This is a genomic window from Streptomyces sp. XM4193, from assembly GCF_023072595.1.
GTDB lineage: Bacteria > Actinomycetota > Actinomycetes > Streptomycetales > Streptomycetaceae > Streptomyces.
Window position 1 is genome coordinate 598,870 of record NZ_JALLGK010000001.1, and the last position, 25,914, is coordinate 624,783.

The 25,914-nt window shown below is 71.7% G+C and carries 22 protein-coding genes and 2 pseudogenes; 12 read left to right on the top strand and 12 right to left on the bottom strand.

Annotation, left to right across the window (positions count from 1 at the left end; translation table 11 throughout):
- Positions 1 to 145: 145 nt before the first annotated feature.
- Positions 146 to 1,525, bottom strand: coding sequence for a VanZ family protein (locus MTQ01_RS02490; protein WP_247486631.1), 1,380 nt, complete (start codon positions 1,523 to 1,525; stop codon positions 146 to 148).
- Positions 1,526 to 1,701: 176 nt separating this feature from the next.
- Here MTQ01_RS02490 and MTQ01_RS02495 point away from each other — a divergent pair, with 176 nt between their 5' ends.
- The gene (locus MTQ01_RS02495) at positions 1,702 to 2,175 is read left to right on the top strand and encodes a hypothetical protein (protein WP_247486632.1); all 474 of its coding nucleotides are present in this window, start codon (positions 1,702 to 1,704) and stop codon (positions 2,173 to 2,175) included.
- A gap of 154 nt (positions 2,176 to 2,329) precedes the next feature.
- On the opposite strand, the gene metG is transcribed toward MTQ01_RS02495, so the two are convergent.
- Positions 2,330 to 4,051, bottom strand: a complete 1,722-nt coding sequence (metG, locus tag MTQ01_RS02500) for a methionine--tRNA ligase (RefSeq protein WP_247486633.1) — start codon at positions 4,049 to 4,051, stop codon at positions 2,330 to 2,332.
- 228 nt (positions 4,052 to 4,279) lie between these two features.
- On the bottom strand, positions 4,280 to 5,905 hold the full coding sequence (locus MTQ01_RS02505; RefSeq protein ID WP_247486634.1) for a VWA domain-containing protein: 1,626 nt from the start codon (positions 5,903 to 5,905) through the stop codon (positions 4,280 to 4,282).
- Positions 5,906 to 6,100: 195 nt separating this feature from the next.
- On the opposite strand from MTQ01_RS02505, the gene MTQ01_RS02510 reads away from it, so the two are divergent.
- The 3 genes from MTQ01_RS02510 to MTQ01_RS02520 all read left to right on the top strand — a co-directional run bounded on the left by MTQ01_RS02510 (position 6,101) and on the right by MTQ01_RS02520 (position 10,206).
- The gene (locus MTQ01_RS02510) at positions 6,101 to 8,176 is read left to right on the top strand and encodes a PhoX family phosphatase (protein ID WP_247486635.1); all 2,076 of its coding nucleotides are present in this window, start codon (positions 6,101 to 6,103) and stop codon (positions 8,174 to 8,176) included.
- A gap of 277 nt (positions 8,177 to 8,453) precedes the next feature.
- The gene (locus tag MTQ01_RS02515) at positions 8,454 to 9,548 is read left to right on the top strand and encodes an ABC transporter permease (RefSeq protein WP_308294348.1); all 1,095 of its coding nucleotides are present in this window, start codon (positions 8,454 to 8,456) and stop codon (positions 9,546 to 9,548) included.
- Positions 9,549 to 9,750: 202 nt separating this feature from the next.
- Complete coding sequence (locus MTQ01_RS02520; protein WP_247486636.1) at positions 9,751 to 10,206, top strand: tellurite resistance TerB family protein; 456 nt, start codon at positions 9,751 to 9,753, stop codon at positions 10,204 to 10,206.
- 132 nt (positions 10,207 to 10,338) lie between these two features.
- On the opposite strand, the gene MTQ01_RS02525 is transcribed toward MTQ01_RS02520, so the two are convergent.
- Entirely contained in the window at positions 10,339 to 10,758 is a 420-nt protein-coding gene (locus MTQ01_RS02525) for a DoxX family protein (protein WP_247486637.1), read from the bottom strand.
- 289 nt (positions 10,759 to 11,047) lie between these two features.
- On the bottom strand, positions 11,048 to 11,569 hold the full coding sequence (locus MTQ01_RS02530; RefSeq protein WP_247486638.1) for a phospholipase A2: 522 nt from the start codon (positions 11,567 to 11,569) through the stop codon (positions 11,048 to 11,050).
- A gap of 409 nt (positions 11,570 to 11,978) precedes the next feature.
- On the opposite strand from MTQ01_RS02530, the gene MTQ01_RS02535 reads away from it, so the two are divergent.
- A complete protein-coding gene (locus tag MTQ01_RS02535) occupies positions 11,979 to 13,055 on the top strand; it encodes a helix-turn-helix domain-containing protein (RefSeq protein ID WP_247486639.1) in 1,077 nt (358 codons plus the stop codon).
- A 150-nt stretch (positions 13,056 to 13,205) separates the two neighbouring features.
- On the opposite strand, the gene MTQ01_RS02540 is transcribed toward MTQ01_RS02535, so the two are convergent.
- Both MTQ01_RS02540 and MTQ01_RS02545 read right to left on the bottom strand, forming a co-directional pair.
- Positions 13,206 to 13,748: a GNAT family N-acetyltransferase gene (locus MTQ01_RS02540; RefSeq protein WP_247487679.1), complete on the bottom strand. Its 543-nt coding sequence runs from the start codon at positions 13,746 to 13,748 to the stop codon at positions 13,206 to 13,208.
- Positions 13,743 to 14,138, bottom strand: a pseudogene (locus MTQ01_RS02545) (pyridoxamine 5'-phosphate oxidase family protein); the annotation flags it as partial. The pseudogene MTQ01_RS02545 and the gene MTQ01_RS02540, both read right to left, overlap by 6 nt.
- Before the next feature lie 542 nt (positions 14,139 to 14,680).
- Here MTQ01_RS02545 and clpB point away from each other — a divergent pair.
- Both clpB and MTQ01_RS02555 read left to right on the top strand, forming a co-directional pair.
- Positions 14,681 to 17,290 (top strand): ATP-dependent chaperone ClpB, encoded by a 2,610-nt coding sequence (clpB, locus tag MTQ01_RS02550; protein ID WP_247486640.1) that lies wholly within the window; start codon positions 14,681 to 14,683, stop codon positions 17,288 to 17,290.
- Between the two features lie 121 nt (positions 17,291 to 17,411).
- Positions 17,412 to 18,017 (top strand): YbjN domain-containing protein, encoded by a 606-nt coding sequence (locus tag MTQ01_RS02555; protein ID WP_247486641.1) that lies wholly within the window; start codon positions 17,412 to 17,414, stop codon positions 18,015 to 18,017.
- A 131-nt stretch (positions 18,018 to 18,148) separates the two neighbouring features.
- On the opposite strand, the gene MTQ01_RS02560 is transcribed toward MTQ01_RS02555, so the two are convergent.
- Both MTQ01_RS02560 and MTQ01_RS02565 read right to left on the bottom strand, forming a co-directional pair.
- Positions 18,149 to 18,958 (bottom strand): carbonic anhydrase, encoded by an 810-nt coding sequence (locus tag MTQ01_RS02560; RefSeq protein WP_247486642.1) that lies wholly within the window; start codon positions 18,956 to 18,958, stop codon positions 18,149 to 18,151.
- A 377-nt stretch (positions 18,959 to 19,335) separates the two neighbouring features.
- Positions 19,336 to 19,596: a hypothetical protein gene (locus tag MTQ01_RS02565; protein WP_247486643.1), complete on the bottom strand. Its 261-nt coding sequence runs from the start codon at positions 19,594 to 19,596 to the stop codon at positions 19,336 to 19,338.
- Positions 19,597 to 20,039: 443 nt separating this feature from the next.
- Here MTQ01_RS02565 and MTQ01_RS02570 point away from each other — a divergent pair, with 443 nt between their 5' ends.
- On the top strand, positions 20,040 to 20,627 hold the full coding sequence (locus MTQ01_RS02570; protein WP_247486644.1) for a snapalysin family zinc-dependent metalloprotease: 588 nt from the start codon (positions 20,040 to 20,042) through the stop codon (positions 20,625 to 20,627).
- A 166-nt stretch (positions 20,628 to 20,793) separates the two neighbouring features.
- Here MTQ01_RS02570 and MTQ01_RS02575 read toward each other — a convergent pair whose 3' ends face one another.
- Positions 20,794 to 21,024, bottom strand: coding sequence for a hypothetical protein (locus MTQ01_RS02575; protein ID WP_247486645.1), 231 nt, complete (start codon positions 21,022 to 21,024; stop codon positions 20,794 to 20,796).
- A 569-nt stretch (positions 21,025 to 21,593) separates the two neighbouring features.
- Positions 21,594 to 22,037: pseudogene (locus MTQ01_RS02580) on the bottom strand (aminotransferase class I/II-fold pyridoxal phosphate-dependent enzyme); the annotation flags it as partial.
- Positions 22,038 to 22,129: 92 nt separating this feature from the next.
- On the opposite strand from MTQ01_RS02580, the gene MTQ01_RS02585 reads away from it, so the two are divergent.
- A complete protein-coding gene (locus MTQ01_RS02585; RefSeq protein WP_247486646.1) occupies positions 22,130 to 22,399 on the top strand; it encodes a type II toxin-antitoxin system Phd/YefM family antitoxin in 270 nt (89 codons plus the stop codon).
- Entirely contained in the window at positions 22,392 to 22,655 is a 264-nt protein-coding gene (locus MTQ01_RS02590; protein WP_247486647.1) for a type II toxin-antitoxin system RelE/ParE family toxin, read from the top strand. Before MTQ01_RS02585 ends, MTQ01_RS02590 begins: the two co-directional genes overlap by 8 nt.
- A gap of 231 nt (positions 22,656 to 22,886) precedes the next feature.
- On the opposite strand, the gene MTQ01_RS02595 is transcribed toward MTQ01_RS02590, so the two are convergent.
- Positions 22,887 to 24,071, bottom strand: coding sequence for a pyridoxal phosphate-dependent aminotransferase (locus MTQ01_RS02595; protein WP_247486648.1), 1,185 nt, complete (start codon positions 24,069 to 24,071; stop codon positions 22,887 to 22,889).
- Between the two features lie 275 nt (positions 24,072 to 24,346).
- Between MTQ01_RS02595 and MTQ01_RS02600 the strand changes: the two genes are divergently transcribed.
- Together MTQ01_RS02600 and MTQ01_RS02605 are read left to right on the top strand one after the other, a co-directional pair.
- Complete coding sequence (locus MTQ01_RS02600) at positions 24,347 to 24,595, top strand: hypothetical protein (protein ID WP_247486649.1); 249 nt, start codon at positions 24,347 to 24,349, stop codon at positions 24,593 to 24,595.
- 632 nt (positions 24,596 to 25,227) lie between these two features.
- Entirely contained in the window at positions 25,228 to 25,764 is a 537-nt protein-coding gene (locus tag MTQ01_RS02605) for a DUF2617 family protein (protein WP_247486650.1), read from the top strand.
- The last annotated feature ends 150 nt before the right edge of the window (positions 25,765 to 25,914 follow it).

The window sequence follows — 25,914 nt, forward strand, 5'->3', positions numbered from 1 at the left end:
GACCCCGGCCGGTGCCGTTTCCGGTTCCGGCGTCGTTCTGGTGCGTTCTGGTGCGTTCCGACTCGTTCCGACTCGTTCCGACTCGTTCCGGCGCGGTGCCGGCGTGGCCGGTCCGGTGCGTTCCGGTCGGCCTCGCCGGCCGGGGTCAGCGGCTGCCCGCGCCGATGTGCTCCCGCCGCGCCGTGTCCGGCCCCCGGCCCGTCGGGCGACCCGGTGCGGGCCCGGGGTCCTCCCGCTCCGCGTACGGCCGTGGTGCCGGCTGCCCGTACGGCTCGCCGTCCGCGGGCCGGGGGCGCGGCCCGGTGAAGTCCTCTGCCCGGGCGCCCGGCTGCGTCGGTGCGGGCCGGGAGGCGGGCGCGGGCTGGGGGAGCGCGCGGTTGCGGACGCCGGAGAGGGCCTCGTGGCGGCCGCGCAGTCCGCCGTGTGCGGCGATCAGCATCAGCGCCGCGGGCAGCAGGAGCATCAGCACCACGGACGGGTCCTGCAGCAGTACGCGCAGGAAGAGTGCCAGTACGCCGTCGGCGCGCGCCTCCCGCAGCGAGTCGACCAGGGACCGGCTGACCAGCAGGTCGACACCGGCCAGTGCACCGAGGGCCAGCATCGGCGTGAGCAGCACTCCGTGCGGCAGCGAGCGCAGCAACAGGCGCCACAGCGCGGGCCGTTGGCCGGCGTCGTCGACCAACTCCAGTCGCAGCAGGCGCTTTCCGGGGGTCGCGCCGGTCGCCCACGGGGCGAGGCCGAACCAGCAGACGAAGACGAGCAGCGGTGTGCCCAGCACCACGGCCGGGGTGAGGCCGCGCTGGTGCAGCCCGAGTGCGAGGCCGACCAGTGTCACCGCGCCGACGCCGATCATGTCCACGGTCAGCGCGGTCAGTCGGCGCCCGACGGGGACCGGTCGACGGGCCAGCGCCTTCGCGTCGAACGAAGCCATGCTCGGCAGCCGCCGAAGCAGCGGGCCGGCCAGGAACCAGCCGAGGGCGGCGCCGGCGGTGTTGGTCAGCAGGTCGTCGACGTCGAAGAGCCGGTAGGGGCAGGGGTAGGCGCCCCACAGGGCGGTGCCCTGGGTGGCCTCGAAGAGGAGCGAGAGCCCGAATCCGAGCGCCACGGTCGTCGCGAGGTTCCGCCGGAAGTGATAGCGCAGGAAGAGGCCGAGCGGCAGGAGCAGCAGCAGGTTGAAGAGCGCGCCGGCGACGGCGGGGTTCTGGAGGACCAGCGTCTTCACGGTGATGTCGCTGCCGGCCTCCCGCCAGATGTCGGTGAAGGTGTGGCCCGGTGTCCACTCGGGGTCGGCCTTGGCCGCGAAGCGTCGGCAGAAGTCGGGAGTGAGGCGTGGCAGCGGGATGAGCGTCAGGCAGACCGCGGTCAGCAGGTAGTACCCGAAGGCGCAGAGCGAGAGCGCCCGCCAGCGCGAGAGCACCCCGTGTCTGCGGTACAGCACCACTGCGCTCGGCAGGAAGAGCAGCAGCGCGAGCAGCGGGAAGACCGTCGCGGCGGTTTGGACCGGGAGCACGTATGACTGGACCACGCGGAGGACTATACACGCCATGTATACATCGAGTGCATAGCTGCTGGGACGGGCACGACGGCCCATGGTTGCCTCAGAGTTCCGAGGTTCCCGGTGGTGCCGTGGTGCGCGACGGTACGGGCGGGGCGTGCCGCCGAAGGCCCGTCCCACGACGGCACCACGACTCGGGGGGAACCATGAACGGGATCAGCAGGCGGTTGCGGAGCGCGGCGGTGGCGAGCGGACTGGCCCTGTCCGTCGGCGTCGGCGTGACGGCAGGTACGGGAGTCGCGACGGCGGCGCCCGCACCGGACCGGGCGAGCGGCGGGGCGGAGGCGGCGACCTGCTACGGCAGCGCCACAAACGTCACGTTCGCCATGGGCTCGGACGAGGCCGCGCACACCTTCGGGCCGTACTGGACCGCCAATCCGAGAAAGTGCGGCGACATCAACCTCAAGATCACCACCTGGGGCAACGCCTCGACCCTGCGCTCGCGGATCTGCTTCAAGCCGACCGGCGGCAACGACTTCTGCGCTCCCTGGAAGGGCCTGAAGAAGGCCGAAACGCTGAACAAGTGGCGGGTGCTGGCGACCGATGTGATCCCGGGAACGAAGTACACGATCCAGCTGGACTTCGCGAGCGGGACCTTCAGGGGCAAGCTGGCCGACTGAGCGACCGGGCATCGGACCCGCTGGGCCGAGTGAGGCGACCGAGCGGGTCCGGCGGGGCGGGGGCGACGGCGTGAGGGCGGTGTCCGGTCGGCCGGACACCGCCCTCACGGGAAGCTGTTGCGGAGGCGCGGGCCCGCTGCCGGGCCCGCGCGGCTCACTCCTCGCCGCCGCCGAACCGCTCGCGGTAACCGGCCAGGTCGTCCTCGGTCAGCTTGGCGAAGAGCACCGGCGGCACCGTGAACGGCGTACCGGCGGGGACCGCGTCCAGCGCCGCGGCCTGCTCGGCGCTCACCCAGGTCGCGTCGTCGGCCGGGAGGTCGAAGGCGTTGCGCATCGCCCGGGCGGCGGTCGGGATGTACGGCTCGGAGACCACCGAGTAGAGGTGGATGAGGTTCATCGCGGTGCGCAGGGTCAGTGCGGCGGCGTCCTGGTCGGTCTTGATCTCCAGCCAGGGAGCCTTCTCCTCCAGGTAGGAGTTGCCCGCGCTCCACAGCGAACGCAGCGCGTGCGCGGCCTTGCGGAACTGGAGCGCCTCCATGTGCTCCTCGTACTCCGCCAGCAGCCGGGAGATCTCGGTGCCCAACTGCCGCTCGGCCTCGCCCGTTTCGGCGCCGGCCGGCACCTCGTCGCCGAAGCGCTTGCGGGAGAAGGAGAGCACGCGGTTGACGAAGTTGCCGAGGGTGTCGGCGAGGTCCTTGTTGACGGTGGCCGAGAAGAGCTCCCAGGTGAAGCTGGTGTCGTCCGACTCGGGTGCGTGCGCCATCAGGAAGTAGCGCCAGTAGTCGGCCGGCAGCAGCTCCAGCGCGGCGTCGGTGAAGATGCCGCGGCGCTGGGAGGTGGAGAACTTCCCGCCGTAGTACGTCAGCCAGTTGAACGCCTTGACGTAGTCGACGCGCTTCCACGGCTCCTGGGTGCCGAGCAGCGTCGCCGGGAACATCACCGTGTGGAAGGGGACGTTGTCCTTGGCCATGAACTCGGTGTAGCGCACGTCCGCCGCCGCGTCCCCGTACCACCAGGACGCCCAGTCGCGGTTCTCGTCGGGAGCGGAGTCCGCCCACTCCTTGGTCGCCGCGACGTACTCGATCGGGGCGTCGAACCAGACGTAGAAGACCTTGCCCTCGGCGGCCAACTCCGGCCAGGTGTCCGCCGGTACGGGCACGCCCCAGTCCAGGTCACGGGTGATCGAACGGTCCTGGAGGCCCTCGGTGAGCCACTTGCGCGCGATGGAGGAGGCGAGCGTCGGCCACTCCTCGCCGACCTCGTCGATCCACGCCTCGACCTCGCCGGCCAGCGCGGACTGGCGCAGGAAGAGGTGCTTGGTCTCGCGGACCTCCAGCTCGCTGCTGCCGCTGATGGCCGAGCGCGGCTCCAGCAGGTCCGTCGGGTCCAGGACGCGGGTGCAGTTCTCGCACTGGTCGCCGCGGGCCTTGTCGTAGCCGCAGTGCGGACAGGTGCCGACGATGTAGCGGTCCGGCAGGAAGCGGTCGTCGGCGACCGAGTACACCTGGCGGATGGCGCGCTCCTCGATGAAGCCGTTCCGGTGCAGGCTGCGGGCGATGCGCTGGGTGATCTCGGCGTTCTGCGGGGAGGAGCTGCGGCCGAAGTGGTCGAAGGCGAGCCCGAAGCCGTCGTAGATCGCCTTCTGCGCCTCGTGCTGCTGGGCGCAGAACTCCGCGACCGGCAGTCCGGCCTCCTTGGCGGCGAGCTCGGCGGGGGTGCCGTGCTCGTCGGTGGCGCAGATGTACAGCGCCTCGTGGCCGCGCTGACGCAGGTAGCGCGTGTAGACGTCCGCCGGGAGCATGGACCCCACCATGTTGCCCAGGTGCTTGATCCCGTTGATGTAGGGAAGGGCGCTGGTGATGAGGTGTCGAGCCATTGCGGCTGCTCCCAAGTCGTTACCGTCAGTGATCAGTTGTGGCCGAACGGCCGCATTTATGGTATCCGAGCCGTGCCCGCGACCGCGCCGCGGTTTCGCGGCGGGCGGGGCCGGGAGCGCCGGGCCTCGGCGTTCGCGGGCGGCCGCACGTGCGAGTACGGCAACGGGCGGCGCACGCACCGGAGATCGGTGCGCACGCCGCCCGTGCCGGCCCGCCGGATCAGCGGATCATGCGTGGATCTGAGCCTCCCGAACGGCTTCCAGCCACTGCGGGAACTCCTCGGTCAGCGCGTCGTAGAGCTCCGCGTCGGAGAGCGAGCGCGGCTCCAGACCGGCGTGGAAGAAGCCCGCGTTGTCCACCGCGCGCCGCTCCGGCACCGGCAGGCCGGAGTCCAGCTTGCGCAGGAAGTTCAGGCCGGCCGACTTCGGGTCGCCGAAGCCGATGAACTGCCAGAACAGCGGCTTGCTCGCCGCGTCGCACAGCGCCTTCTCGGCGGCGGCGCGGCTGGTGGGCGCACCGTCCGTCTGGAAGATGACCAGCGCCGGGTCGGTGGCGCCGGACTGCTCGTAGTGCTCGATGACCGCCTCGACCGCACGGTGGTAGTTGGTGCGGCCCATGTGCCCGTAGGAGGCGTGGAGTTCCTCGACCCGGCCGCTGTAGTTCGTCAGGTCGATCTCGTCGCTGCCGTCGATCTCGGTCGAGAAGAAGACCACCGGCACCGTGCCGTCGTCGTCCAGGTGGGCCGAGAGCCCGAGGACCTGCTCGGCGAGGTGCTGGACCGTACCGTCCTTGTAGTACCTGCGCATCGAGCCGGAACGGTCGAGCACGAGGTAGACGGCGGCCCGCTGACCGGCGATGCCGCGCTTCTCCAGCGAGACGGCGGCGGCCTTGTACAGGCTGATCAGCCCGGGCGCCGTGGCCGTGACCTTCTCCAGCGAGACGGCGGCGGTGGCGTTCTCCGAGGTCTCGGTGGTGGCCCGGGTGGTCGCCTCGGTCGGCTCGCTGGCCTGGTGCGGAACGGTCGCGGTGCGCGGCTCCGCAGCCTCCCGGGGCTCCGGGGCCTCCTGGGGCTCCGCAGTCTCCTGGGCCTCCTGGGTGCCGGTCTCCGGTTCGACGGTCTCCGGCTTCGCGGCCTGCGCGGCCTCGGGCTGGGCGGCCTCGGGCTGTGCGTCCGCGGAACTCGCGTCCGCGGCCGGTGCCTTCGTGTCCGCCGTCTCCGGCTTGTCGACGTCGTTCGTGTCGTCGTTCGCGTCGGAGTCGGAGTCGGAGTCGGAGTCGGCAGTGGTGTCGGCCGCCGGTGTGTCGGTTGCCGCGCTCGCGGCTGCCGGGCGGGTCGGCTCGACGGTGCCGAGGTCGGGCGACTCCTCGTGGCCGGCGCCGGCCACGGAGTCCAGGAAGTCCGCCGAGGTCGTACGGCCGGAGGAGCTGACGCCCTCCGAACCGCCGTTCTCCGAACGGGCGTCGTCCGCCGCGAAACGTGGCGACGGTACGCGGTTGTCGTCCTCGTCGTCCTCGTCGTCCCGGTTCTCCGCCGAACTCGGCGAGGTGGCGGGGGAGTCCGTACGGTCCGCCGGCTCCGTCGAGGCCGCCGGGGCCTTCTCGTCCGAGGCGTCCGAGGCGTCCGAGGCGTTCGCCGTGTCAGCCGTGTCAGCCGTGTCCGTCGCTTCCGGGGCCGGGCTGTCTGCCGCGGCGGTCGCGCCGGTCCCGGCGGGCCGGTCGGTGGTGGGATCGGTGTCGTTCTGGTCCTTCGCAGTCTGCGGTACTGCGTGCTGCTCAGCCGGCGAGGGCTCCGGCTCCCGTTTCGGTTCCGCCGAGCGGCCGAAGAGATTCCGCAGGAGACTCCTTATACCCATGGGGAGTGCGCCTTTCGATCAGATGCGTGCGCTGGGCGGTTCGGCAAGAGTAGAGGTCGATCACGGCGGATACCGCATCGGCCACAGCTTCCCGGGTTTCATGCTGCGTTCACCGAAGAGTTGTCCACGGGACGGTCCTGACCAATAACTTCACGCCCCGTATGGATGTGATGGCGTACGGATCTGGAGGGGCCCATGCGCAAGCTGCTTCCGCTGATTAGTCAGCACCCTAGTGGTGGACGCTCTGCAATGACCTGTCACTACCGGTGTGGTGACGCTTGTTTCAAGGAAGTGCCCAACAAGAGTGACAACTCGTACTTCGGCGACATTGTCGCCGGGGCGCTGTCGCGCCGCTCGATGCTGCGCGCCGGCGCGGTGGCTACGGTCGCGGTCGCCGGTGGTGCGGCGCTGAGCGGTTGCTCGACGGCGGGCGCGGCGCCGGTGGAGAAGGCGGGCGCGGCCGGCCGGCCGGGCAGGCCGGACGGTGCAAAGGGGCTGCGTTTCCGACCCGTTGAGCCCAACACCAAGGATGCGGTGACCGTACCGTCCGGTTATGACCAGAATTTGGTCATCCGTTGGGGCGACCCCATTCTGCGCGGCGCGCCGGACTTCGACGCCGACAAGCAGTCCGCCAAGGCACAGGCGGGCCAGTTCGGTTACAACAATGACTTCCTCACTCTGCTTCCTCTTCCGGGCGAGCACGGTCGCCAAGTTCTCTTCGCGAACCACGAGTACACCAACGAAGAGATCATGTTCCGGGGATACGACCCGGAGAAGCCGACCAAGGAGCAGGTCGAGATCGCCCAAGCGGCGCACGGTCTGAGTGTCGTGGTGGTGCAGGAGGAGCGAAAGACCGGAAAGCTGAAGGCAGTTCCCCGGCACAAGCTGAACCGTCGTTTCCACAGCCGGACGGAGTTCAGGCTGACCGGCCCCGCGGCCGGTTCCGAACTCCTGCGCACCTCGGCCGACCGCACCGGCACGAAGGTGCTCGGTACCTTCAACAACTGCGCCGGCGGCACCACGCCCTGGGGCACGGTGCTCTCCGGCGAGGAGAACTTCAACCAGTACTTCGGCAACCTCGACAAGGTGACCGACGCCGAGGCCGCCGCGCGGCTCAAGCGATACGGCTTCGAGGAGGGCGCCACCGCCCGCCGCTGGGAGGAGTTCGACACCCGCTTCGACCTGGCGCGGGAGCCCAACGAGGCCAACCGGTTCGGCTGGGTCGTCGAGGTCGACCCGTACGACCCGGACTCGACCCCCGTCAAGCACACGGCGCTCGGCCGCTTCAAGCACGAGGGCGCCGAGCCGCAGCTGACCGCCGACGGCCGCCCGGTCGTCTACAGCGGTGACGACGAGCGCTTCGACTACATCTACAAGTTCGTCTCCAACAAGCGTGTGCGCAAGGGCAGGTCACGCGCCGACCGCGCGCACAACATGACGCTGCTGGACGACGGCACGCTCTACGTCGCCAAACTCACCGGCGACAGCCCGAAGAAGGAGATCGACGGCTCCGGAAAGCTGCCGAGCGACGGGGAGTTCGACGGTACGGGCGAGTGGATCCCGCTGGCGAGCGGCGACGAGTCGTTCGTCGACGGCATGACGGCCGAGGAGGTCTACCTCTTCACCCGCCTGGCCGGTGACAAGGTCGGTGCCACCAAGATGGACCGCCCCGAGGACGTCGAGCCGAGCCCCCGCACCGGCCGGATCTACGCGGCGCTCACCAACAACACCGCGCGCGGCGTGGACGACGGCGCGGGCCCCGACGAGGCCAACCCGCGCATCGAGAACAAGCACGGCCACGTTCTGGAGATCGCCGAGAACTGGGACGACCCGTCCTCCGACGGCTTCGTCTGGCGCCTCTTCCTGGTCTGCGGCGACCCCGAGGACGAGTCGACGTACTTCGCGGGCTACCCCAAGGACAAGGTCTCGCCGATCTCCTGCCCGGACAACCTCACCTTCGACCCGTACGGCAACCTGTGGATATCCACCGACGGCAACGCCCTCGGCAGCCACGACGGCCTGTTCGGCGTCGCCACGGCGGGTGAACGCCGCGGTGAGGTCAAGCAGTTCCTGACCGTTCCCAAGGGCGCGGAGACCTGTGGGCCGATCGTTCAGGAGGACCGGGTCCTGGTCGCCGTGCAGCACCCGGGCGAGCTGGACGACGCCTCCGCGGAGAAGCCCGGCTCCCGGTGGCCGGACGGCCCCGGAAAGATCAACCGGCCGTCGGTCGTGGCGGTCTGGCGCAAGGACGGCCGACGCATCGGCGTCTGAACCGGACGAGCCGGTGATCCGGCACGGTGATCCCGTGCGGTGATCCGGCGCGGCGGTCGGGGCGGCGCGTGAGGCGCGGAGCCCGACCGCCGCGCGTCGCGTCCCGGCGAGGTGTCGCGGGCGTACGGGCAGCGGTGCGGCGTCCGGGCGTGGGCGCGTCGCGGATGTGCGGCCGTGGGCCGGGGTGCGCCGCCGCCGGCGCGGTGGGCGGCGCGCGGGTCAGCCGTATGGCGGACGCCGGTGTGCGGCGCGGTGCGGGGGCCGCAAGCCTGGCCGCATGGGAGCGCGCAGGGTTGACGAGGACACCCGTACGGCGGGGCGGCACCGGGAGAGCGGGCGTCGCTCCGGCGGGCTCCTTGGCGGGGCGGTGACCCCCAGAGCCGCGTTGCTGATGCTCGGGGTGCTGCTCCTCCAACTCGCCTTCGTGGCCTCCTACATCGGCGCCTTCCACCGGCCCGACCCGCAGCGCGTCCCGATCGACGTCGTCGCCCCGGACCGGTCCCGGCCGGAGCTGGAACGCCGGCTCGACGCGCTGGACGGACGGCCGCTGGACGTCGTGCGCGGCACCTCCGACCGGGAGAGCGCCGAGCGGCGGCTGCGGCAGCGCGAGGTGGACGGGGTCTGGGTCGTGGACCCGGGCGGGCGCACCGACACCCTGCTGGTCGCCGGCGCGGCCGGCGCCTCCACCGCGCAGGCGCTGGAGGAGGTGTTCGAACGCGTCCAGCGGGAGGAGAACCGAGAGCTGCGCACCGAGGACCTGGTGCCGGCGCGCACCGGCGACAGTCGTGGCCTCTCGGCGTTCTACCTGGCGATCGGCTGGTGCGTGGGCGGCTATCTGAGCGCGGCCGTACTGGCGATGAGCTATGGCGCACGTCCCAGCACCGTCCGCAGGGCCGGGGTGCGGTTGGCGGCGGTCGTGGTCTACTCGCTGCTCGCCGGGCTCGGCGGGGCGCTGATCGCCGGACCGCTGCTGGACGCGCTGCCGGGCGGTGTGCTGCCGATGGCGGGCCTCGGTGCGCTGACGGTCTTCGCGGTGGGCGCCGCGACGCTGGCGCTCCAGTCGCTGGCCGGCACGGTGGGAATCGGACTGGCGATCCTCCTCGTCGTCGTCCTCGGCAACCCCAGCGCGGGCGGCGCGTACGGCGGTCCGCTGCTGCCGACGTTCTGGCGGGAGATCGGTCCGCTGCTGCCGACCGGCGCCGCCACCTGGAGCGCGCGGTCGATCGCGTACTTCCAGAACGCGGCGCTGGGCGGGCCGCTGCTGGTGCTGGGCGCGTGGGCTGCCGCGGGCGTCGTGCTGACGCTGCTGTTCACCCTGCGGCACCGCAGACGGGCGCGTGAGGATGAGCTGAAGCCGTCCTGGGCGCGCTGAACCGCGTACGCGGCGGGGAACCGCGCACGCGGGCGGGGAGCCGCGTACGCCGGGTCGTGCCGGACGGGACTGAGGCCCGCCGAGAACGGCCCCGGGTGGGTCGGTATTCGGCCACGCCCGGGGTGCGGGCGCCGCGAGTTGGTAGCTTCCGAGGAGACGGAGCGGGCCGAGGAGTCCGTTCACCGAGCCGAGGGAGAGCCAGATGGCGCTGTGGGACCGGATCAAGGAATCCGCATCGACGATGCAGTCTCAACTCAACGAGAAGAAGAACGAGTTGAAGAGCGGCGGCTTCCGTGACGCGAGCATGGCCATGTGCGCGCTGGTGGCCGCCGCCGACGGTTCGATCGACCCGGCGGAGCGTCAGCGGGTCTCCGCGCTGATCGCGAGCAACGACGTTCTCCGCAACTTCCCGCCGCAGGACCTGCAGAGCCGTTTCGACGACAACTGCCAGAAGCTGACCGCCGACTACGAGCTCAACAAGGTCGAGCTGATGCAGATCGTCGGCAAGCTGGAGAAGAAGCCCACCGAGGCGCGTGCGGTCGTCCAGATCGGCATCGTCATCGGCGGTGCGGACGGCGACTTCGACCAGGACGAGCGTGCGGTCGTCAGGGAGGCCTGCTTCGCGCTCGGCATCCCGCCGCACGAGTTCGACCTGTGAGCACGGCCCCCCGTCCGTAGCGTGTGAGGGGAACACCCCGTGCGCCGCGCCCCGTTCGGGCCGGCGGCGCGGGGTGTTCGCGTTCGACGGACGTCTCGGGTGCGCGCGGACCGCGGCCGGTCGGAAGGCCGGTCAGGAGAGGTCGAAGAACGAGCCGGTCATCGTGAGGCCGAGATCGTCGCCGAGGTGTGCGAAGAAGGCGAACAGCATCAGCGCCGCCCCCGCGAGCGCGAGATCCTTCTGGAAGTGCAGGGTCTCGGCCGTCTTCGCCCCGGGGTCGCTCTGGGCCCAGAAGTTGTGCATCAGCACTGCCGTCGGCAGCAGGAACAGCACGAGCAGCAGCGCTCCCAGGTCCGGCCAGATGCCGAGCAGCAGACTCAGCCCGGCGACCAGTTGCAGCAGACCGCTGCCGATCACCGCGAGCCTCGCCGCGGGGACTCCCTTGGCCGCGGCGTACTGCGCCATGTCCCCGCTCTTGGTCAGATGCCCGACGGCCGATCCCAGGAAGAGCGGGACGAAGAGAAGCCGTCCGATCAGTACGAGTACATCCATCACGTCCTCCGGCGGTGCGGCGTCGACCGGTTCGGGCGCTTTCGCGCCTCTTCCAGCGTAGGCCGCTTCACCGAGCCCCGCAGCGCGGCGTCGTCCCAGGTCAGCGGTGATGGGACGGCGCGGGACGCGGCGTACGGGGTGCGGGCGCGGAACCACCGACGGAGGCACGGACGGGTGCGGACAGGCGGGTCGACGGACGGGTGCGGAAACGCGGATGCGGAAACTCGGACGGCGGGTGGACGCGAACACCCCCGTGTTCCGCGTCCGCCCGCCGTCCGGCGACCCCGGGTCAGCCGAAGAAGTGCTTGTCCCCGGCGGTGTTCACCGCGAGGTGGTACGCGGCGGCTGCCGTGTTGCACAGCTTGAGCGGGTTGCCCTTCTTGTACTTGGTCTTGCAGGCGCGGCGCATCTCCGCCTTGAAGCGGGCGTCGATCCAGTTCTTCGCCGTCCTGGTGGGGTCGAGCTTGAGCCCCTTGGTGGCGGAGCCGAAGTTGCGGTAGCCGAAGTCGTGCTGGTTGCAGGAGCTGGTGAAGGTCTTCATGTACGGCGCGTAGCCGGTGGGCACCGAGCAGCCGTTGTTCGTCCAGTTGAAGGGCTTGACCTTCTTCAGTCCGGCGAACTGGGTGTGGCTGAGGTTCATGTATCCCCTCGCCACGCTCAGGTTCGAGCGCGCCGAACTCTGGCTGCTCGCGGTGCTCTTCTCCGCGAGGGGTGCTGCGACTGCCGGGGCGGCGGTGAGCAGACCTCCGCCGAGTGCGGCCGAGGCGGCGACCGCCACGGCCGCGACCGTGGTTCTGAACGTCCTGCGCATGGGCGTACTCCCGTGGGTGGTGTACGGCGGTGGCGGCCGGCCCGGGTGCGTGGGGCGGCCGTCGTACGAGTCCGTGCGGCGGCCGTTGTCCGTGGCCGTGTCCTCAAGACGCCCTCACTGTGCGGAAATTGGGGGGACCGCCACCAGCCCGATGCCGCCGCGCTGGGACGACCGCCGTCCGCAGCGGGCGTGATCTGCGGTTTCGGGCCTTGTCCCAGCCCCGCCGTGGGACGCTGTGGGACGGGTGGGGCGGCGCTGGACCCGGTGCCGTTCCGGGCGGAGCTGTCGATCTCCGCGCCCGGCACTGCTAGACATGAGCGGAACGTTGGACCTACCGGGGCGTGGGATGTCAGGCGAAGAGCGCACAGATCATGGCGTATCGGAAAGTGTTCGCGAACTCACCGAGAACATGAGGGAGTTGCGTACCCGCAGCGGACTGACGCTGGCGGCTCTGGCCGAGCGGACCAGTGTCAGCAAGTCCTCCTGGGAGCGCTACCTCAACGGCAAGAAGTTTCCGCCGCGCACCGCGGTCGCGGCGTTCGCACGCGCCGTCGGGGTCAAACCGGACCGGCTGCTGCTCCTGTGGGACCTGGCCGCACAGGCCCGCCACCGGGCCGCCGAACGCGAGGCGGACGACGAGCAGTTGACGGACGGCGGTCGCGAGGAGACCGCCGCGCTCGGCGCCCGCGAGGTCTCCGGCCCCACCGGCACCACCGGGCACTCCGGCACGGAGCTGCTCGGCGGTGGTGGCGGCGTGCGCGAGGAGCGGCGCGTGCGACGGCTGGAGAGCGCCGTGCCCGCCGTGTTGCGCACCCGTCGGGCCGCGCTGGCGCAGGCGCTGGTCGCGGTGCTGCTGCTGGGCGGCTTCACCGCGCTGCGGCTCAGCTCGGGCGGGGACACCGAGGGGGACGTCCCGGCCACCGGCGCCGGCGGGCCGGTCGGCTGCGTCGGCAAGGACTGCCAGGGCAAGAACCCCGCGTCCCACGGATGCGATCTGGACGCCTACACCGCCGCGCTGCGCGAGTTCGACGGCAGCTTCATCGAGCTGCGCTACAGCCCGAGCTGCCGGGCGGGATGGGCGAGAATCAGCCACGCCGAGGTGGGGGACATCGCCCGGGTGGTGCCGCGCAGGGGCAGCCAGAGCGAGGAGCGGGCGATCAGCTACGACGGCGACGTCTTCTCGATGATGATGAACGCGCCCTACCCCGCCTCGGTGCGGGCCTGCGGAGTCAAGATCAAGGAGGGCCGGGACCAGCCGCTCACCGTCTGCTCCGAGCCCGGGGGCGCCGAACCGATCCCGCCGCCGCCCGCACCCTCCACCACCCCCGAGGACGAGAAGCCCTCCGGCGACCCGAGCCCGTCCGGCGACGGGGGCTCGGACGGGAAGGACGCGTCCGACGGCAAGGACGCCTCCGACAGTGGGGACGACGCCGCCCTGGGCGGTGCTCCGGACGGAGCCGCGCGGGTCAACGCCGGGGCGGCGTAAGGCAGTCGGCCCAGGGAGACGGACCGCCGCCGCCCCGGCTGCCGCGCTGCCGCACGCGCGGAGCCGTGCGCGCCGTCCCCGCGGAACCGCCCGAGCCGTCCGCGCCCCGGCCGTCCGCGCGCTTCCGCTGCCCGGCCCGTCGTCCCCGGGTCAGGTCAGCTCCTCCGCGAGGAGGTCGAGCAGCAGGCTGTCGTGCCAGCCCCTGCCGTCGGCGTTCCGCTCGTACTTGCGCAGGGTGCCCACCGGGCGGAAGCCGACCTTTCGGTAGCAGGCGATCGCGGCGGCGTTGTCGGCCGCGGGGTCGATCACCAGCCGGTGGAAACCGTGCTCCTCGACGAGGTGGCGGGCGAGCGTGCGGACCGTGTCGGTCCCCAGGCCCTTTCCGTGCACGGCCGGGGAGAGGTAGAGGTCCATCCCGGCGTGCCGGTAGTCCGGTTCGTCCTCGCTGTACCAGCCGATGGCACCGACCACGCGTCCCTCGTGCAGCACGGCGAAGGTCTCGGTGCCCTCCTCGGCCAGGTCCTCGCGCACCGCGGCCACCAGGTCCTCGCCGCCGCGCCAGTACGCGTACACCTCGGGGCGGCGGCGGATCTCCGCGAGCTGCGGGACGTCCGAGTCGCGCACGGTGCGCAGCGTGACCAGTGCGCCGGTGAGGGTCCTCTCCTTCGGCCTGCGCACCCGTACGTTCCCCATCGCCCGGGTGAGGGTGATCTCCACGGCGACCCGGTCCGGGTTGGGCGCGGGGGTGCGCTCGTAGCGCTCGGCGTGGCGGCGCACCGCCTCCGCCACCGCCGTCTCGTCCTCGACCACCCGTGCGACGCCCTCCAGCGTCGCCCAACGCCCCTCGGACGCCTGGCAGATGGCCACCCGCGCACCGCTCTCGCCCGCCGCGCGAATGTGGGCGGCCTTGTGGCTCCTGGTGTTGGTGATGATCCGGGCGAGCCCGGCCTCCGGGTCGTACGTGGCGTGCACGGCCACGACGTGCGGGGTGCCGTCCTGACGCGGTGTGGTCAGCGTGCACGGCAGCGGCTCGCGCCAGAAGTCGAGATAGGCGGGATCGGGGTTGCGCACGTCTGTCGCCATGGCGCGAGCGTATGCGAACGGCCGGCGCACGGGCAGGGGCGGGGGAGCGGCCCGACGACCGGCACCGCGGTCCGGTCGGTCCGGTCCGGCCCGGTCCGGTGGGTCGAGGGGCGAGAGCTGCGAGGAGGCGGCCGGGAGGGGTGCGAGAGCCTCATTGAGTGGAATAGACTCAACTTTGTGTACGTTGGGGGAGTCAGGGCGAATCGGGGGCTGACATCATGGGGATCGGGGTGGTTCCGTGACCTCCGCCCGATGCGGGGCACCCGGGCACGACCGTCCGCCGGGCCGGAGCGGGTCCGGTCGGTGCGTCCGGCCGGCGCCCACCGGGTCGCGAGCCCGTACGCCGCGAGCCGGTACGGGGTCCGGCGGCCCGTGAGCCGGCGCCCCGCAGCGCACCGAAGGACACCGAACGACACCGACGACCGCCCGCCCCGACCGCCGCCCCGGCGCCCGTGCCGCGGCGGGCCGACGCCGTCACCGAGACCGACCACACCGACACCGACCACACAGAGATCGACCACACCACGGAGGAGCGACCGCACGTGGAAGCCGAGCTGACCAACAAGAGCCGGGACGCGCTCGGCGCGGCGAACAACCGCGCACTCACCGACGGCCACAGCGACATCACGCCGCCCCATCTCCTCCTCGCGCTGCTGGAGGGGGCCGACAACGAGAACATCCAGGACCTCCTCGCCGCGGTCGACGCCGACCAGGCGGCGCTGCGCGGCGGTGCGGAGCGGCTGCTCGCCGCACAGCCCAGCGTGCAGGGCGACACCGTCGCCAAACCGCAGCCCAACCGCGAGCTGCTGGCCGTCATCGCGGACGCCTCGCAGCGTGCCCGGGAGCTGGGCGACGAGTTCGTCTCGACCGAGCACCTGCTGATCGGCGTCGCCCAACGGGGCGGCCGGGCGGGCGAGTTGCTCAAGGACCAGGGCGCCACCGCCAAGAAGCTGCTGGACGCCTTCGAGCGCAGCAGGGGCGGGCAGCGGGTGACCTCGCCGGACCCGGAGGGCACGTACAAGGCGCTGGAGAAGTTCGGCGCGGATCTGACCGCGGCCGCGCGGGACGGCCGGCTCGATCCGGTGATCGGCCGCGACCAGGAGATCCGTCGCGTCGTCCAGGTGCTGTCGCGGCGCACGAAGAACAACCCGGTCCTCATCGGTGAGCCGGGCGTCGGCAAGACGGCCGTGGTCGAGGGCCTCGCCCAGCGGATCGTCAAGGGTGACGTGCCGGAGTCGCTGCGCGACAAGCGGCTCGTCTCGCTCGACCTGGGCGCGATGGTGGCCGGCGCCAAGTACCGAGGCGAGTTCGAGGAGCGGCTGAAGACGGTCCTCGCCGAGATCAAGTCGAGCGACGGCCGGATCATCACCTTCATCGACGAGCTGCACACCGTCGTCGGCGCGGGCGCGGGCGGCGACTCCGCGATGGACGCGGGCAACATGCTCAAGCCGATGCTGGCCCGCGGCGAGCTGCGGATGGTCGGCGCGACGACGCTGGACGAGTACCGCGAGCGCATCGAGAAGGACCCGGCGCTGGAGCGGCGTTTCCAGCAGGTGCTGGTGGCCGAGCCGTCGGTGGAGGACTCCATCGCGATTCTGCGCGGGCTCAAGGGCCGGTACGAGGCGCACCACAAGGTGCAGATCGCGGACAGTTCGCTGGTGGCCGCCTCCGCGCTCTCCGACCGCTACATCACCTCGCGCTTCCTGCCGGACAAGGCGATCGACCTGGTCGACGAGGCGGCCTCCCGGCTCCGGATGGAGATCGACTCCTCGCCGCTGGAGATCGACGAACTCCAGCGCTCCGTGGACCGGATGAAGATGGAGGAGATGGCGCTCAGCAGCGAGTCGGACGTCGCCTCGCGGGAGCGGCTGGCCAGGCTCAAGCGCGATCTGGCGGACCGCGAGGAGGAGCTGCGGCAGCTCAACGCCCGCTGGGACAAGGAGAAGCAGTCCCTGAACCAGGTCGGCGAGCTCAAGGAACGGCTGGACGAGCTGCGCGGCCAGGCCGAACGCGCCGAGCGCGACGGGGACTTCGACACCGCCTCCAAGCTGCTCTACGGCGAGATCCCGTCCGTGGAGCAGCAGTTGGTGGAGGCGTCCGAGGTCGAGCAGGAGGTGGCCCGCGACACCATGGTCAAGGAGGAGGTCGGCCCGGACGACATCGCCGACGTCGTCGCCTCCTGGACGGGCATCCCGGCCGGCCGGCTGCTGGAGGGCGAGACCCAGAAACTCCTGCGCATGGAGGAGGAGTTGGGGCAGCGGCTGATCGGCCAGGGCGAGGCGGTGCGCGCCGTCTCCGACGCGGTGCGCCGTTCGCGGGCCGGGGTCGCCGACCCGGACCGGCCGACCGGCTCCTTCCTCTTCCTCGGTCCGACCGGCGTCGGCAAGACCGAACTGGCCAAGGCGCTCGCCGACTTCCTCTTCGACGACGAGCGGGCCATGGTCCGCATCGACATGAGCGAGTACAGCGAGAAGCACTCGGTCGCCCGTCTGGTCGGCGCCCCGCCCGGCTACGTCGGGTACGAGGAGGGCGGCCAGCTCACCGAGGCGGTGCGGCGGCGCCCGTACACCGTCGTGCTGCTGGACGAGGTGGAGAAGGCCCACCACGAGGTCTTCGACATCCTGCTCCAGGTGCTGGACGACGGCCGGCTCACCGACGGGCAGGGCCGTACGGTCGACTTCCGCAACACCATCCTGGTGCTGACCTCCAACCTCGGCAGCCAGCATCTGCTGGACCGGCTGGCCAAGCCCGAGGAGCAGCGCGAGAAGGTGCTCGCGGCCGTACGGGCGGCGTTCCGGCCCGAGTTCCTGAACCGGCTGGACGATCTGGTGGTCTTCTCCGCGCTCAGCGGGCCGGAGCTGGAGCGCATCGCGCAGCTGCAGATCGACAGCCTCCAGCGGCGCCTGAACGACCGCCGGCTGACCCTGGACATCTCGCCCGAGGCGCTGGAGTGGCTGTCGGTCGAGGGCAACGACCCGGCGTACGGCGCCCGGCCGCTGCGCAGGCTCGTGCAGACCGCCGTCGGCGACCAGCTGGCCAGGAAGATCCTGGGCGGCGAGGTCCACGACGGCGACACCGTGCGGGTCACGGCGGCGGGCGAGGACGGCCGGGGACTGCGGGTCACCGCGGTGCGCCCCGACGGGCAGGAGTGACGTCCGTGCCGGGGACGTGCCGTTTCGCACCCCGCCCCGCCCTTTTCGTGGCCGGTTCGGCTTGCCACGAAGGGGCGGGGGTGAGGGAGGATGGCCGGACTCGTACGAAGGGAAGTTCCACGTGAGCATCGACCCGTCCTCGATTCCGAACTTCGGGGGCCAGCAGCCAGAGCCGCAGAGCGGTGGCCCGGCGGGACCGGTCGTCCCGGACCAGGAGCTCGTCAAGCAGCTCCTGGAGCAGATGGAGCTGAAGTACGTCGTCGACGACGAGGGCGACCTCGCGGCGCCGTGGGAGGAATTCCGCACGTACTTCATGTTCCGCGGTGAGGAGGAGCAGCAGGTCTTCTCCGTCCGCACCTTCTACGACCGGCCGCACCCGATCGAGGACAAGGGCAAGCTCCTTGAGTCGATCGACGACTGGAACCGCCGCACGCTGTGGCCGAAGGTCTACACCCACACCCACGACGACGGCACCGTCCGTCTCATCGGTGAGGCCCAGACCCTCATCGGCATGGGCGTCGCGCTGGAGCACTTCGTCTCCTCCACGGTGAGCTGGGTGCGGGCGTCCATCGAGTTCGACAAGTGGCTGGTGGAGGCCCTCGGCCTGGAGAAGGACGCCGAGTCCGCCGACGGCGAGAAGGCCGAGGGCGCCGACGGTGCCAAGGCCGACGGCGGCGACGGCGAGAAGACCGACGGCGAGGGCGGGACCGGGGACGCCAAGTCCTGAGTCCGCGCGTTCCTCGACGACGACGGCGGCCGGCCCCGGGTGCGGAACCCGGGACCGGCCGCCGTCGCGTCCGCGGAGGCGGTGCGTGAGCCGGAGACGGAGCTCGCCGCGGCTGCCGGCCGGGGCGAGGGTCAGGAGATGCGGTGGACGCGCTGGTCGGCCAGCTCGTAGCGGGCGGCGACCACGGCCAGCCTGCCGTCCGCGACGCGCTCCGCCAGATCCGGCTCGGCCGCCAACTGCCGTCGCACGTTGAGCGCGTGGGCCGTCACGGTCGCGTCGACCCGGGCGTCGCCGTGCTGGGAGTGGTCGATCGAGGGGAAGATCTGCTCCACCACGTACTGGAGGTGGCCGGGCAGCTCCTCGCCGCTCTCGTCCGCCTCGACCGCCGCGGCGACCGCGCCGCAGGACTGGTGACCGAGGACGAGTATCAGCGGGATGTCGAGCTCCAGCACACCGTAGGCGACGCTGCCGATCACGCTGCTGTCGAGCACCTCGCCGGCGGAGCGCACCGTCATCAGGTCGCCGAGGCCCTGGTCGAAGACCAGCTCGGGCGGCACCCGCGAGTCGATGCAGCCGAGCACGACCGCGAACGGGTTCTGGCCGGAGACCAGGACCTGGCGTATCTCCTCGGACTCGTGCGGGTGCTCCTGGCGCATCCGGCGCCACCGCTGGTTGCCCTCGGCCAGCTCCTTGAGCGCCGCGGCCGGGGTGCTCGGCCGCTCCGTCAGCAGACCTCGGCCGCGGGCCGGGGCCGCCACCGCGCCGCCGCCCAGCGCCAGTCCGGCGCCCACCACCGCCGTACCGCCGACCACCGCGCGCAGCAGCGCACGCCTGCCGGTGCCGGCGCGAGGCCCGGCGTGGGCTCCGGTGCCGGTTGTGTCGATCGCCGTCGGGGCGGCGAAGTCTCCCGGACCGTGGTCCGTACGTTCGTTCGGGTTCATGAGTTGAACCTATGAACGCGTGCGGAGCCAACAGGAGGCACCTGGGGAGTCTTGGCCAAGGCTTGGGTCAACTGCGATGACCGCTAGGGCAGTTCATTACCGAAAGGGAGGCAACCCGCTCGCGCGACAGGGCGTCCGGCCTGTTCGCCCCGGGGCGGAGTGGGACGGGGCGGGCCCGGGCGGCGGGCGAACTCCCCGGCTCGGTACGGCTGTTGCGGGGAGTGCGCGCGTGAGCGGCCCGGCCTTCGTACGGCGGTGTCCCGGTACGCCCGGGGCGCGTCCGGGCAGGCCCGAGTCGCGTCCGGACGGGGTTGGCGGGGCAGCCGTCGGTCCGGCTCGTCCGTCAGTCCAGCTCGTCCGTCGGTCCGGCTCGTCCGTCAGTCCAGCTCGTCCACGTACCGCTTGGAGTCCAGCAGCGAGGCCTCCGGGAAGTCGGCACGCACCGCCTTGACGGCGGCCACCATGCCCTCGCTGTCCCGCACCGCGCGTATCTTCGGGCCGTCCACCGCCGCCGCGAAGTCCTCGTAGGCGGGGAACCTTCGCGAGAACTCCTCCCGGCGCTGCCGGGCCATACGGCTGGTCACCACCGTGACGACGAGGGCGGCGACGACCACGAGCACCAGAATCAGTTTCAACATGCCTCGAGGCTACGTGGCCCGCCGTCGTCGGCAGCAGGAGTGCGGATCGGCGCCAGGCGTGCGCCCGCTCCCGGGCCCGGACCGGGGCCGGCGGGCCTGGCCCGGGCTGCGGGTGCGGCGCCGCGAGTGCAGGCCGGGCGGTGTGTGTGCCCTTTTCCGCCGCCGTGCCGGTCCCTTTGCCCGTGCGTTCCGGTCCCTTTGCACGGAGGGCAGGTGTCCGACTCCCGCGCGCCTCCCCGGGGTTGTGTGGGGTCGGTGTGAGGTAACGAGGGGGTGTCGACGGGGGCGGACGGGCGGAGTAGTGTCCCTCGCGGCCGTCGCCCGGCCCTGTGTCCGTCGCTGCTGCGAGAGTCGACTCGCCTTTCGCAGCGGGCAGTTCGGCGAGGTCGGGCCATGTCCTTCCACCTGGTTTCAACCCCCACACGAACGAGAGTGGAGACACTGTGACAACCAAGAAGACCCTGCGTGCGGTCGCCGTGCTCGGCGCCACCACCCTGCTGTCCCTTGCCGGAGGCCAGGCATTCGCCGGCGTCGCCCCCACCGGCTCCCCCGAGAAGGCCGCCACCGTCGTCACCTACGACGCCTCCGGCGCCGAGGAGTTCATCGAGGCCGTCGACGGCGGCGCCGACGTCTGGAACGAGAGCGTCACCGGCGTACAGCTGGAGCCCGCCGAGGCCGGCGAGCAGGCGAACATCACCATCGTCGCCGACGACGGCTGGCCGCGTGCGCAGACCACCTCGCTCGGCAACGGGCGCATCTGGATGGGGCGCCAGGCAGTCGAGGAGGGCCACAACACCCTGCGGATCGCCTCGCACGAGCTGGGCCACATCCTCGGTCTGCCGGACATCAAGCCCGGCCCGTGCACCAGCCTGATGTCCGGCGCGAGCGCCGGAACGGACTGCACCAACGCCTACCCGGACGAGTCGGAGAAGGCGAGCGTCGAGGAGAACTTCGGCAGCGCCCTGCACTTCAAGAGCGACGCGGACTTCAAGCGCATTCCGCTCACCGTCGGCCGCGTCCACCAGGACTGACGGCGCGAACGTCCGCGCGCCCGAACTCCCCCGGCGCGCGGGGCGGTTGAGCACAGTTGGCTCCGGGCCCCCACGGGCTCGGAGCCAACGCCGTTGTACGGGTGGGAGGTTGGGGGCGGGCGGAGGTCCGGGCCCTGAGGTCGGGCCGGCGTCGGCGTCGTCGGAGTCAGCGGCGGCGTCGGCGGAACTCGTGCTCCAGCGTCGGGTCGAGCGCCGAGTCGTAGATGCCGGTGCCCCGGCAGTGTTTGCACTCCGCCGGGTGGTGGACGGTCTCCATCGGGCCCCGGAACGGATGCGGCCCGGCGACGTACGCCGTGGCGCGGGCCACTGCTCCACCGCCCTGGCACCACTCGCACTGGTCGCCCTCGGGCTCGTCGGCGGGGTCGTACCACTCCATACGCTGGTCCCGGCGTCTCCGGCGCGCTCGCTGCGGTGCAGAGTCGCGTGCGGTGACGCTGTTTCCCTTCTTCTGGCGGTGCTTCGCGGCCGGCCGCCGCGCTTCCGGTGCCGGGCCCGACCGCAGGTGCCGGAAGTACGTGCGGGCTGTACGTCCGTCTGTCCCTCGCGCGTACCGGGCCGCGTACCCGCTGACGGCGTTCCGCCGGGCACGCCCAACGTAGCCCGCCGGGGTCGGCGAGCGGTCGAGGCCGGGCCGACCGGGTACGCCGGACGCGCTGGAGCATCCGTGCGAAGGGTGGTGCGCGCCGGGGCAGTTGGGCGACGGAGCGGCCGGCAGACGGTCAGGCGCCCCCGCCGCGTCCGCCTCCCCGTACCGGTTGCCCCGCCACCGGCTCCCACTGCGCCGACCGGCTCCGAACTCGCCCCAGTGCCCTGTGAGTTGTGCGGGCTGCATGCCGACCGGTCTCGGCGTGCGCGGGACCGCCGCACGAGCCGCCGCGCCGCCCGGCGTCGTGCCGGCCCGTGGAGGCCGGGCCGTCGTGCCGGTCCGCGCCGACCGGGGTCGGGTCAGGGGCGGTCCGCGAGGCGGGCGAGGCGGGCGCCGGCCTCCCGGATGACCTCGGGACGCTTGCAGAAGGCGAATCGTACGAAGTGCGCGCCCTCCTCGCGGTGGTCGTAGAAGACCGCGTTGGGGATCGCGACCGCGCCGCAGCGCTCGGGCAGCCCGCGGCAGAACGCGAGCCCGTCGCTCTCGCCCAGCGGGCGGATGTCCGTGGTGACGAAGTACGTGCCGGCCGGCCGGTACACGGTGAGGCCGGCCTCTCGCAGACCCTCGCTGAGCAGGTCGCGGGTGGTGCGCAGCCGGTCGGCCAACTCCGTGTAGTACCGGTCGGGCAGGGCCAGTGCCTCGGCGACCGCGTACTGGAACGGTCCTGCGGAGACGAAGGTCAGATACTGCTTCGCCGCCCGCACCGCGCTCACCACCTCGGGTGCGCCGGTCACCCAGTCCACTCCACGTTCACGCACTCATTGGCATGCGGGCCGACAGGAGTGCATTCTCGAAGCTGTTGTGTACACATGCGACATTCGGTACTCTTGGGCGCATGACGCAGCCCATGCCCATAGAGTCCATTCGCGATGTCCGGGCACACCTCGCCGAAGTCGTGGAGCGGGCCGACAGGGACGATGTACCCACCGTCATCACTCGGCGCGGCAAGCAGGTCGCCGCCGTGGTGTCCATTGAGGTGCTGCGCAAGTACCAGGAGTGGGAAGAGCGCGAGATCAACCGGATCATCGACGAGCGCATGAGCAACCCGGCACCCGGCATCCCGATCGAGGACATCATGAGGGAGACGCTGGCGCGCAGTGAGTGAGTACCGCACCGTCTTCCGGCCCGAGGCTCAGGCCGAGCTCCGCAAGGTCCCGCGAGACATGGCCCTCCGCATCTTGGTCAAGCTGACCGAACTGGAGGGCGACTCGACGGGGTGCAACACCACGGCCCTCGTCTCCCAGCCTGACCGGCGCCGCCTACGGGTGGGCGACTACCGCGTGATCTACACAATCGACAACGGCGAGCTGGTGGTGTGGGTCGTACACGTAGGGCATCGCTCCACCGTCTACGACACCTGAGCACTCCTGACACCTGAGCACTCCTGACGTCGGGCGGACTCGATGTCCGGGCGTCGGCGGCGGGCGTTGCGGCGACCGCCGCCGCGGTCATGCGCCGCTGTGACGTGGAGCTGGGCGGTGCGGCAAGTGTCAAAACGACGGCCGAGACCGGGGCGTCTCCGGCGCAAGTCCCTGGCGGGTGAGGGGTGGCAGGCAACGAGGAATGCGACGACTGGCCCCGTAGGGCAGTGGTCAGTGCGCGAATGCCTTGCGGAGCCGTTCCGCCGCGTCCCTCAGTACCTCGGCGCGCTTGCAGAACGCGAACCGGACACAGGGGGCGCCCGTCTCCGTGTGGTCGTAGAAGACGGCGCTGGGGATCGCCACCACGCCGGCGCGCTCCGGAAGGGCACGGCAGAAGGCGATGCCGTCGTTCTCGCCGAGCGGGCGGATGTCCGTGGTGACGAAGTACGTGCCGGCCGGCCGGAAGACCCGGAAGCCGGCGTCGGCGAGTCCCGCGCTCAGCAGGTCCCGCTTGGCTCGCAGGTCGTCGCGGATCTCCGCGAAGTACGAGTCGGGGAGCCGCAGTGCCTCGGCGACCGCGTACTGGAACGGTCCTGCGGAGACGAAGGTCAGATACTGCTTCGCCGCCCGCACCGCGCTCACCAGCTCGGGTGCGCCGGTCACCCAACCGACCTTCCAGCCGGTGAAGTTGAAGGTCTTCCCGGCCGAGGAGATGGTGAGCACCCGCTCGCGCAGCTCGGGGAAGCGGTCGGCGAAGGTCGCCAGCGGAACGTGCTCGCCGTCGTAGACCAGATGCTCGTACACCTCGTCGGTGACCACCAACAGGTCGCGTTCGCAGGCGAGTTCGGCGATCATCGCCAGCTCGTCGCGGTCCAGCACGGTGCCGGTGGGGTTGTGCGGGGTGTTGAGGAGGATGAGCCGGGTGCGGTCGGTGACGGCGGCGCGCAGCTCGTCCGGGTCGAGGCGGTACCGCTCGCCGTCCGGGCGCAGTGTGACGGGCACCCGGGTGCCGCCCGCCATGGCGATCCCGGCGGCGTACGAGTCGTAGTAGGGCTCCAGCGCGATGACCTCGTCACCGGGCTCCACGAGGCCGAGCAGCGAGGCGGCGAGGGCCTCGGTCGCACCGGCGGTGACGAGAACCTCCGTGTCGGGGTCGTAGGACAGCCCGTAGAAGCGCGACTGGTGCTCGGCGACGGCCCGTCGCAGCTCGGGCACGCCCGGGCCCGGCGGGTACTGGTTGCCGCGGCCGTCCCGCAGCGCCCGAACCGCCGCCTCGCGGACCTCCTCGGGGCCGTCGGTGTCCGGGAAGCCCTGCCCGAGGTTGATCGCGCCGGTGGAGGTGGCCAGGGCCGACATCTCGGCGAAGATCGTCGTCCCGAACTCGGCGAGTCGTCGGTTCAGCGGTGGTCGTCCCATACGGCTCATCCTCGGTGATCGGGTGGCCTTCCTCAACCGGCCCGGCGGGTGGGCGCGCCGTGTCGTTCGCGCTGGTTGACGCGGCACACCGGCAGGGCGGCGGAGGACCGGCGGAGGCGTCGCGGTGTCCGGGACGGGAACCGCGTCGGGCACCGGGGCGTCGAACTCACCGTGCGGGCAAGGCCGTTGGAGCGCAAGGCCGGCCGGCACGGTGCGGATCCGGGCGGTCGCGAACGCGGCTGTACCGAACGACGGTCGAAACAGGGGGAGTTGCGATGCTGGTGACTTTGGCAGTCGTGGGAGTGATGGTGCTGGTCGGCGGAGTGGTCGGCATGCTGGCCATGCGACTTGGGCGGGCGCAGGGGAAGGCTCGGGCCGCCGGTGCGTCCCACACCCCGTTCTGGAGCACCGGCGGGGACGACGGCGGGTCCGGCGGATTCTTCGGCGGCGGAGACTGCGGTGGTGGCAGCGACAGCGGCGGAAGCAGCGGCGGCGGTGACGGCGGCGGTGGCGGTGGCTGCTGATCCTCCGGGCTGCTGATCCTCCGGGCCGGTCGAGTGCGTTGAACGGGCCTGTGCGCGCGGCGAGTTGAGGCGGCGGCGGACAGCGTCGAGCCGCCCCTCGCAGCCGGTGCGTCCGGGCCGTCGCGACGCGCGGGACGGCGCTGCGGGTCGGCGTTGCGGGTCGGCGTTGCGGGACGGCCGCGACGGGTGGCACCACGGACGGGATTGTCGGGGCGCGGTCTCCGGGCGGAACGGCGGATCTCGTTCCAACGGCCCGCCCGCGCAACTCGGTTGAGACCGGTGCGCACCTCGCACGGGCCCGGTCGGGCGGCGTCGGCGGTATTGGTGTCGTCGGTGGCGTCGGATCAGGCCCGTTGCCGGTTTCCGCGGAGATGTTCGAGTCGTACGGCTCGTGCTGCCCGGGCAGTCACTCGATGTGATGGATTGCCTCGTTGAACACCTGACCACCCCTGCCCCCTGGCGTATGGAAACCCTACGAAGTTGGGTAAAAACGCTGTGGACTTGACGCAATTCATGATTCGGTGAAGTCCTGTCCGGACCCCAGTGGGCATGACCCGGCGATTGCTCGTCCCGAGGTGGAGACCGAGGGGTGACGACCGTTCATCCTTCACATGTGCTTGCGGAGCCGACCCATGCTCACGACCCTGAAAACCGCCTACTCCGACACCCGTTCCAGCGACCTGTCCTGGGCGCTCGGCCACGAACCGCTGCCGTCCCTGGCCACTCTGGACCTCGAACTGGACGCCACCCGGGTGCAGTTGCGTCTCCTCGGCGCCTCCCACCAGGTGCTGGTCGAGGAGGACGGCGAGGTCTGCTCCGAGACCGTCGCGTGCATGCCGGGCAGCAGCGCGCCGCTGCCGGTGGGCGTCTCCAAGCGAGTGGGCATCTGGGACTACGAGTTCGCGGCCCGCGTCGAGACGCTCTCCAGCGGCTCCTTCGCCGGCCGTGCCCAGGAGCTGCTCGCGCTGGTCGCCGACCATCCGCACGGACTGGCCGGCAACTTCCCCGGCAGCCCGCACGCGTTCACCGCGCTGCTGGTGCAGCGAGCCGAGGGGCAGGTGTCCTGGCGCACCTGGCACTCGTACCCGCAGGAGGGCCGGCTGGTGGCGACGCGCACGAGGATCGCCGTACGTACGTTGGGCGAGGTACGCGAAGCGTCCATGGCGTGACGTACCCGGGCTACGGGAGCTGCCTCGCGGGGCGTCCGGCCGGGGGACCGTTCGCGGGAGTCGGCGGCGCGGACGGCGTCCGCGGCCGGTGGACGGCGCCGTCACACCGGGTGTGCGGGGCTGTTCGAACGCGAGGGTGCGGCGGCGCAC

Excerpts from the sequence above, each read along its gene's own strand:
- MTQ01_RS02505 (WP_247486634.1), bottom strand. The coding sequence starts at position 5,905 with ATGGGTATAAGGAGTCTCCTGCGGAATCTCTTCGGCCGCTCGGCGGAA.
- MTQ01_RS02510 (WP_247486635.1), top strand. The coding sequence starts at position 6,101 with ATGCGCAAGCTGCTTCCGCTGATTAGTCAGCACCCTAGTGGTGGACGC.
- MTQ01_RS02560 (WP_247486642.1), bottom strand. The coding sequence starts at position 18,958 with ATGAACCCGAACGAACGTACGGACCACGGTCCGGGAGACTTCGCCGCC.
- MTQ01_RS02525 (WP_247486637.1), bottom strand. The coding sequence starts at position 10,758 with ATGGATGTACTCGTACTGATCGGACGGCTTCTCTTCGTCCCGCTCTTC.
- MTQ01_RS02540 (WP_247487679.1), bottom strand. The coding sequence starts at position 13,748 with ATGGGGAACGTACGGGTGCGCAGGCCGAAGGAGAGGACCCTCACCGGC.
- MTQ01_RS02535 (WP_247486639.1), top strand. The coding sequence starts at position 11,979 with ATGAGGGAGTTGCGTACCCGCAGCGGACTGACGCTGGCGGCTCTGGCC.
- MTQ01_RS02565 (WP_247486643.1), bottom strand. The coding sequence starts at position 19,596 with ATGTTGAAACTGATTCTGGTGCTCGTGGTCGTCGCCGCCCTCGTCGTC.
- MTQ01_RS02520 (WP_247486636.1), top strand. The coding sequence starts at position 9,751 with ATGGCGCTGTGGGACCGGATCAAGGAATCCGCATCGACGATGCAGTCT.
- MTQ01_RS02530 (WP_247486638.1), bottom strand. The coding sequence starts at position 11,569 with ATGCGCAGGACGTTCAGAACCACGGTCGCGGCCGTGGCGGTCGCCGCC.
- MTQ01_RS02595 (WP_247486648.1), bottom strand. The coding sequence starts at position 24,071 with ATGGGACGACCACCGCTGAACCGACGACTCGCCGAGTTCGGGACGACG.
- metG (WP_247486633.1), bottom strand. The coding sequence starts at position 4,051 with ATGGCTCGACACCTCATCACCAGCGCCCTTCCCTACATCAACGGGATC.
- MTQ01_RS02605 (WP_247486650.1), top strand. The coding sequence starts at position 25,228 with ATGCTCACGACCCTGAAAACCGCCTACTCCGACACCCGTTCCAGCGAC.
- MTQ01_RS02575 (WP_247486645.1), bottom strand. The coding sequence starts at position 21,024 with ATGGAGTGGTACGACCCCGCCGACGAGCCCGAGGGCGACCAGTGCGAG.
- MTQ01_RS02515 (WP_308294348.1), top strand. The coding sequence starts at position 8,454 with ATGGGAGCGCGCAGGGTTGACGAGGACACCCGTACGGCGGGGCGGCAC.
- MTQ01_RS02600 (WP_247486649.1), top strand. The coding sequence starts at position 24,347 with ATGCTGGTGACTTTGGCAGTCGTGGGAGTGATGGTGCTGGTCGGCGGA.
- MTQ01_RS02495 (WP_247486632.1), top strand. The coding sequence starts at position 1,702 with ATGAACGGGATCAGCAGGCGGTTGCGGAGCGCGGCGGTGGCGAGCGGA.
- MTQ01_RS02585 (WP_247486646.1), top strand. The coding sequence starts at position 22,130 with ATGACGCAGCCCATGCCCATAGAGTCCATTCGCGATGTCCGGGCACAC.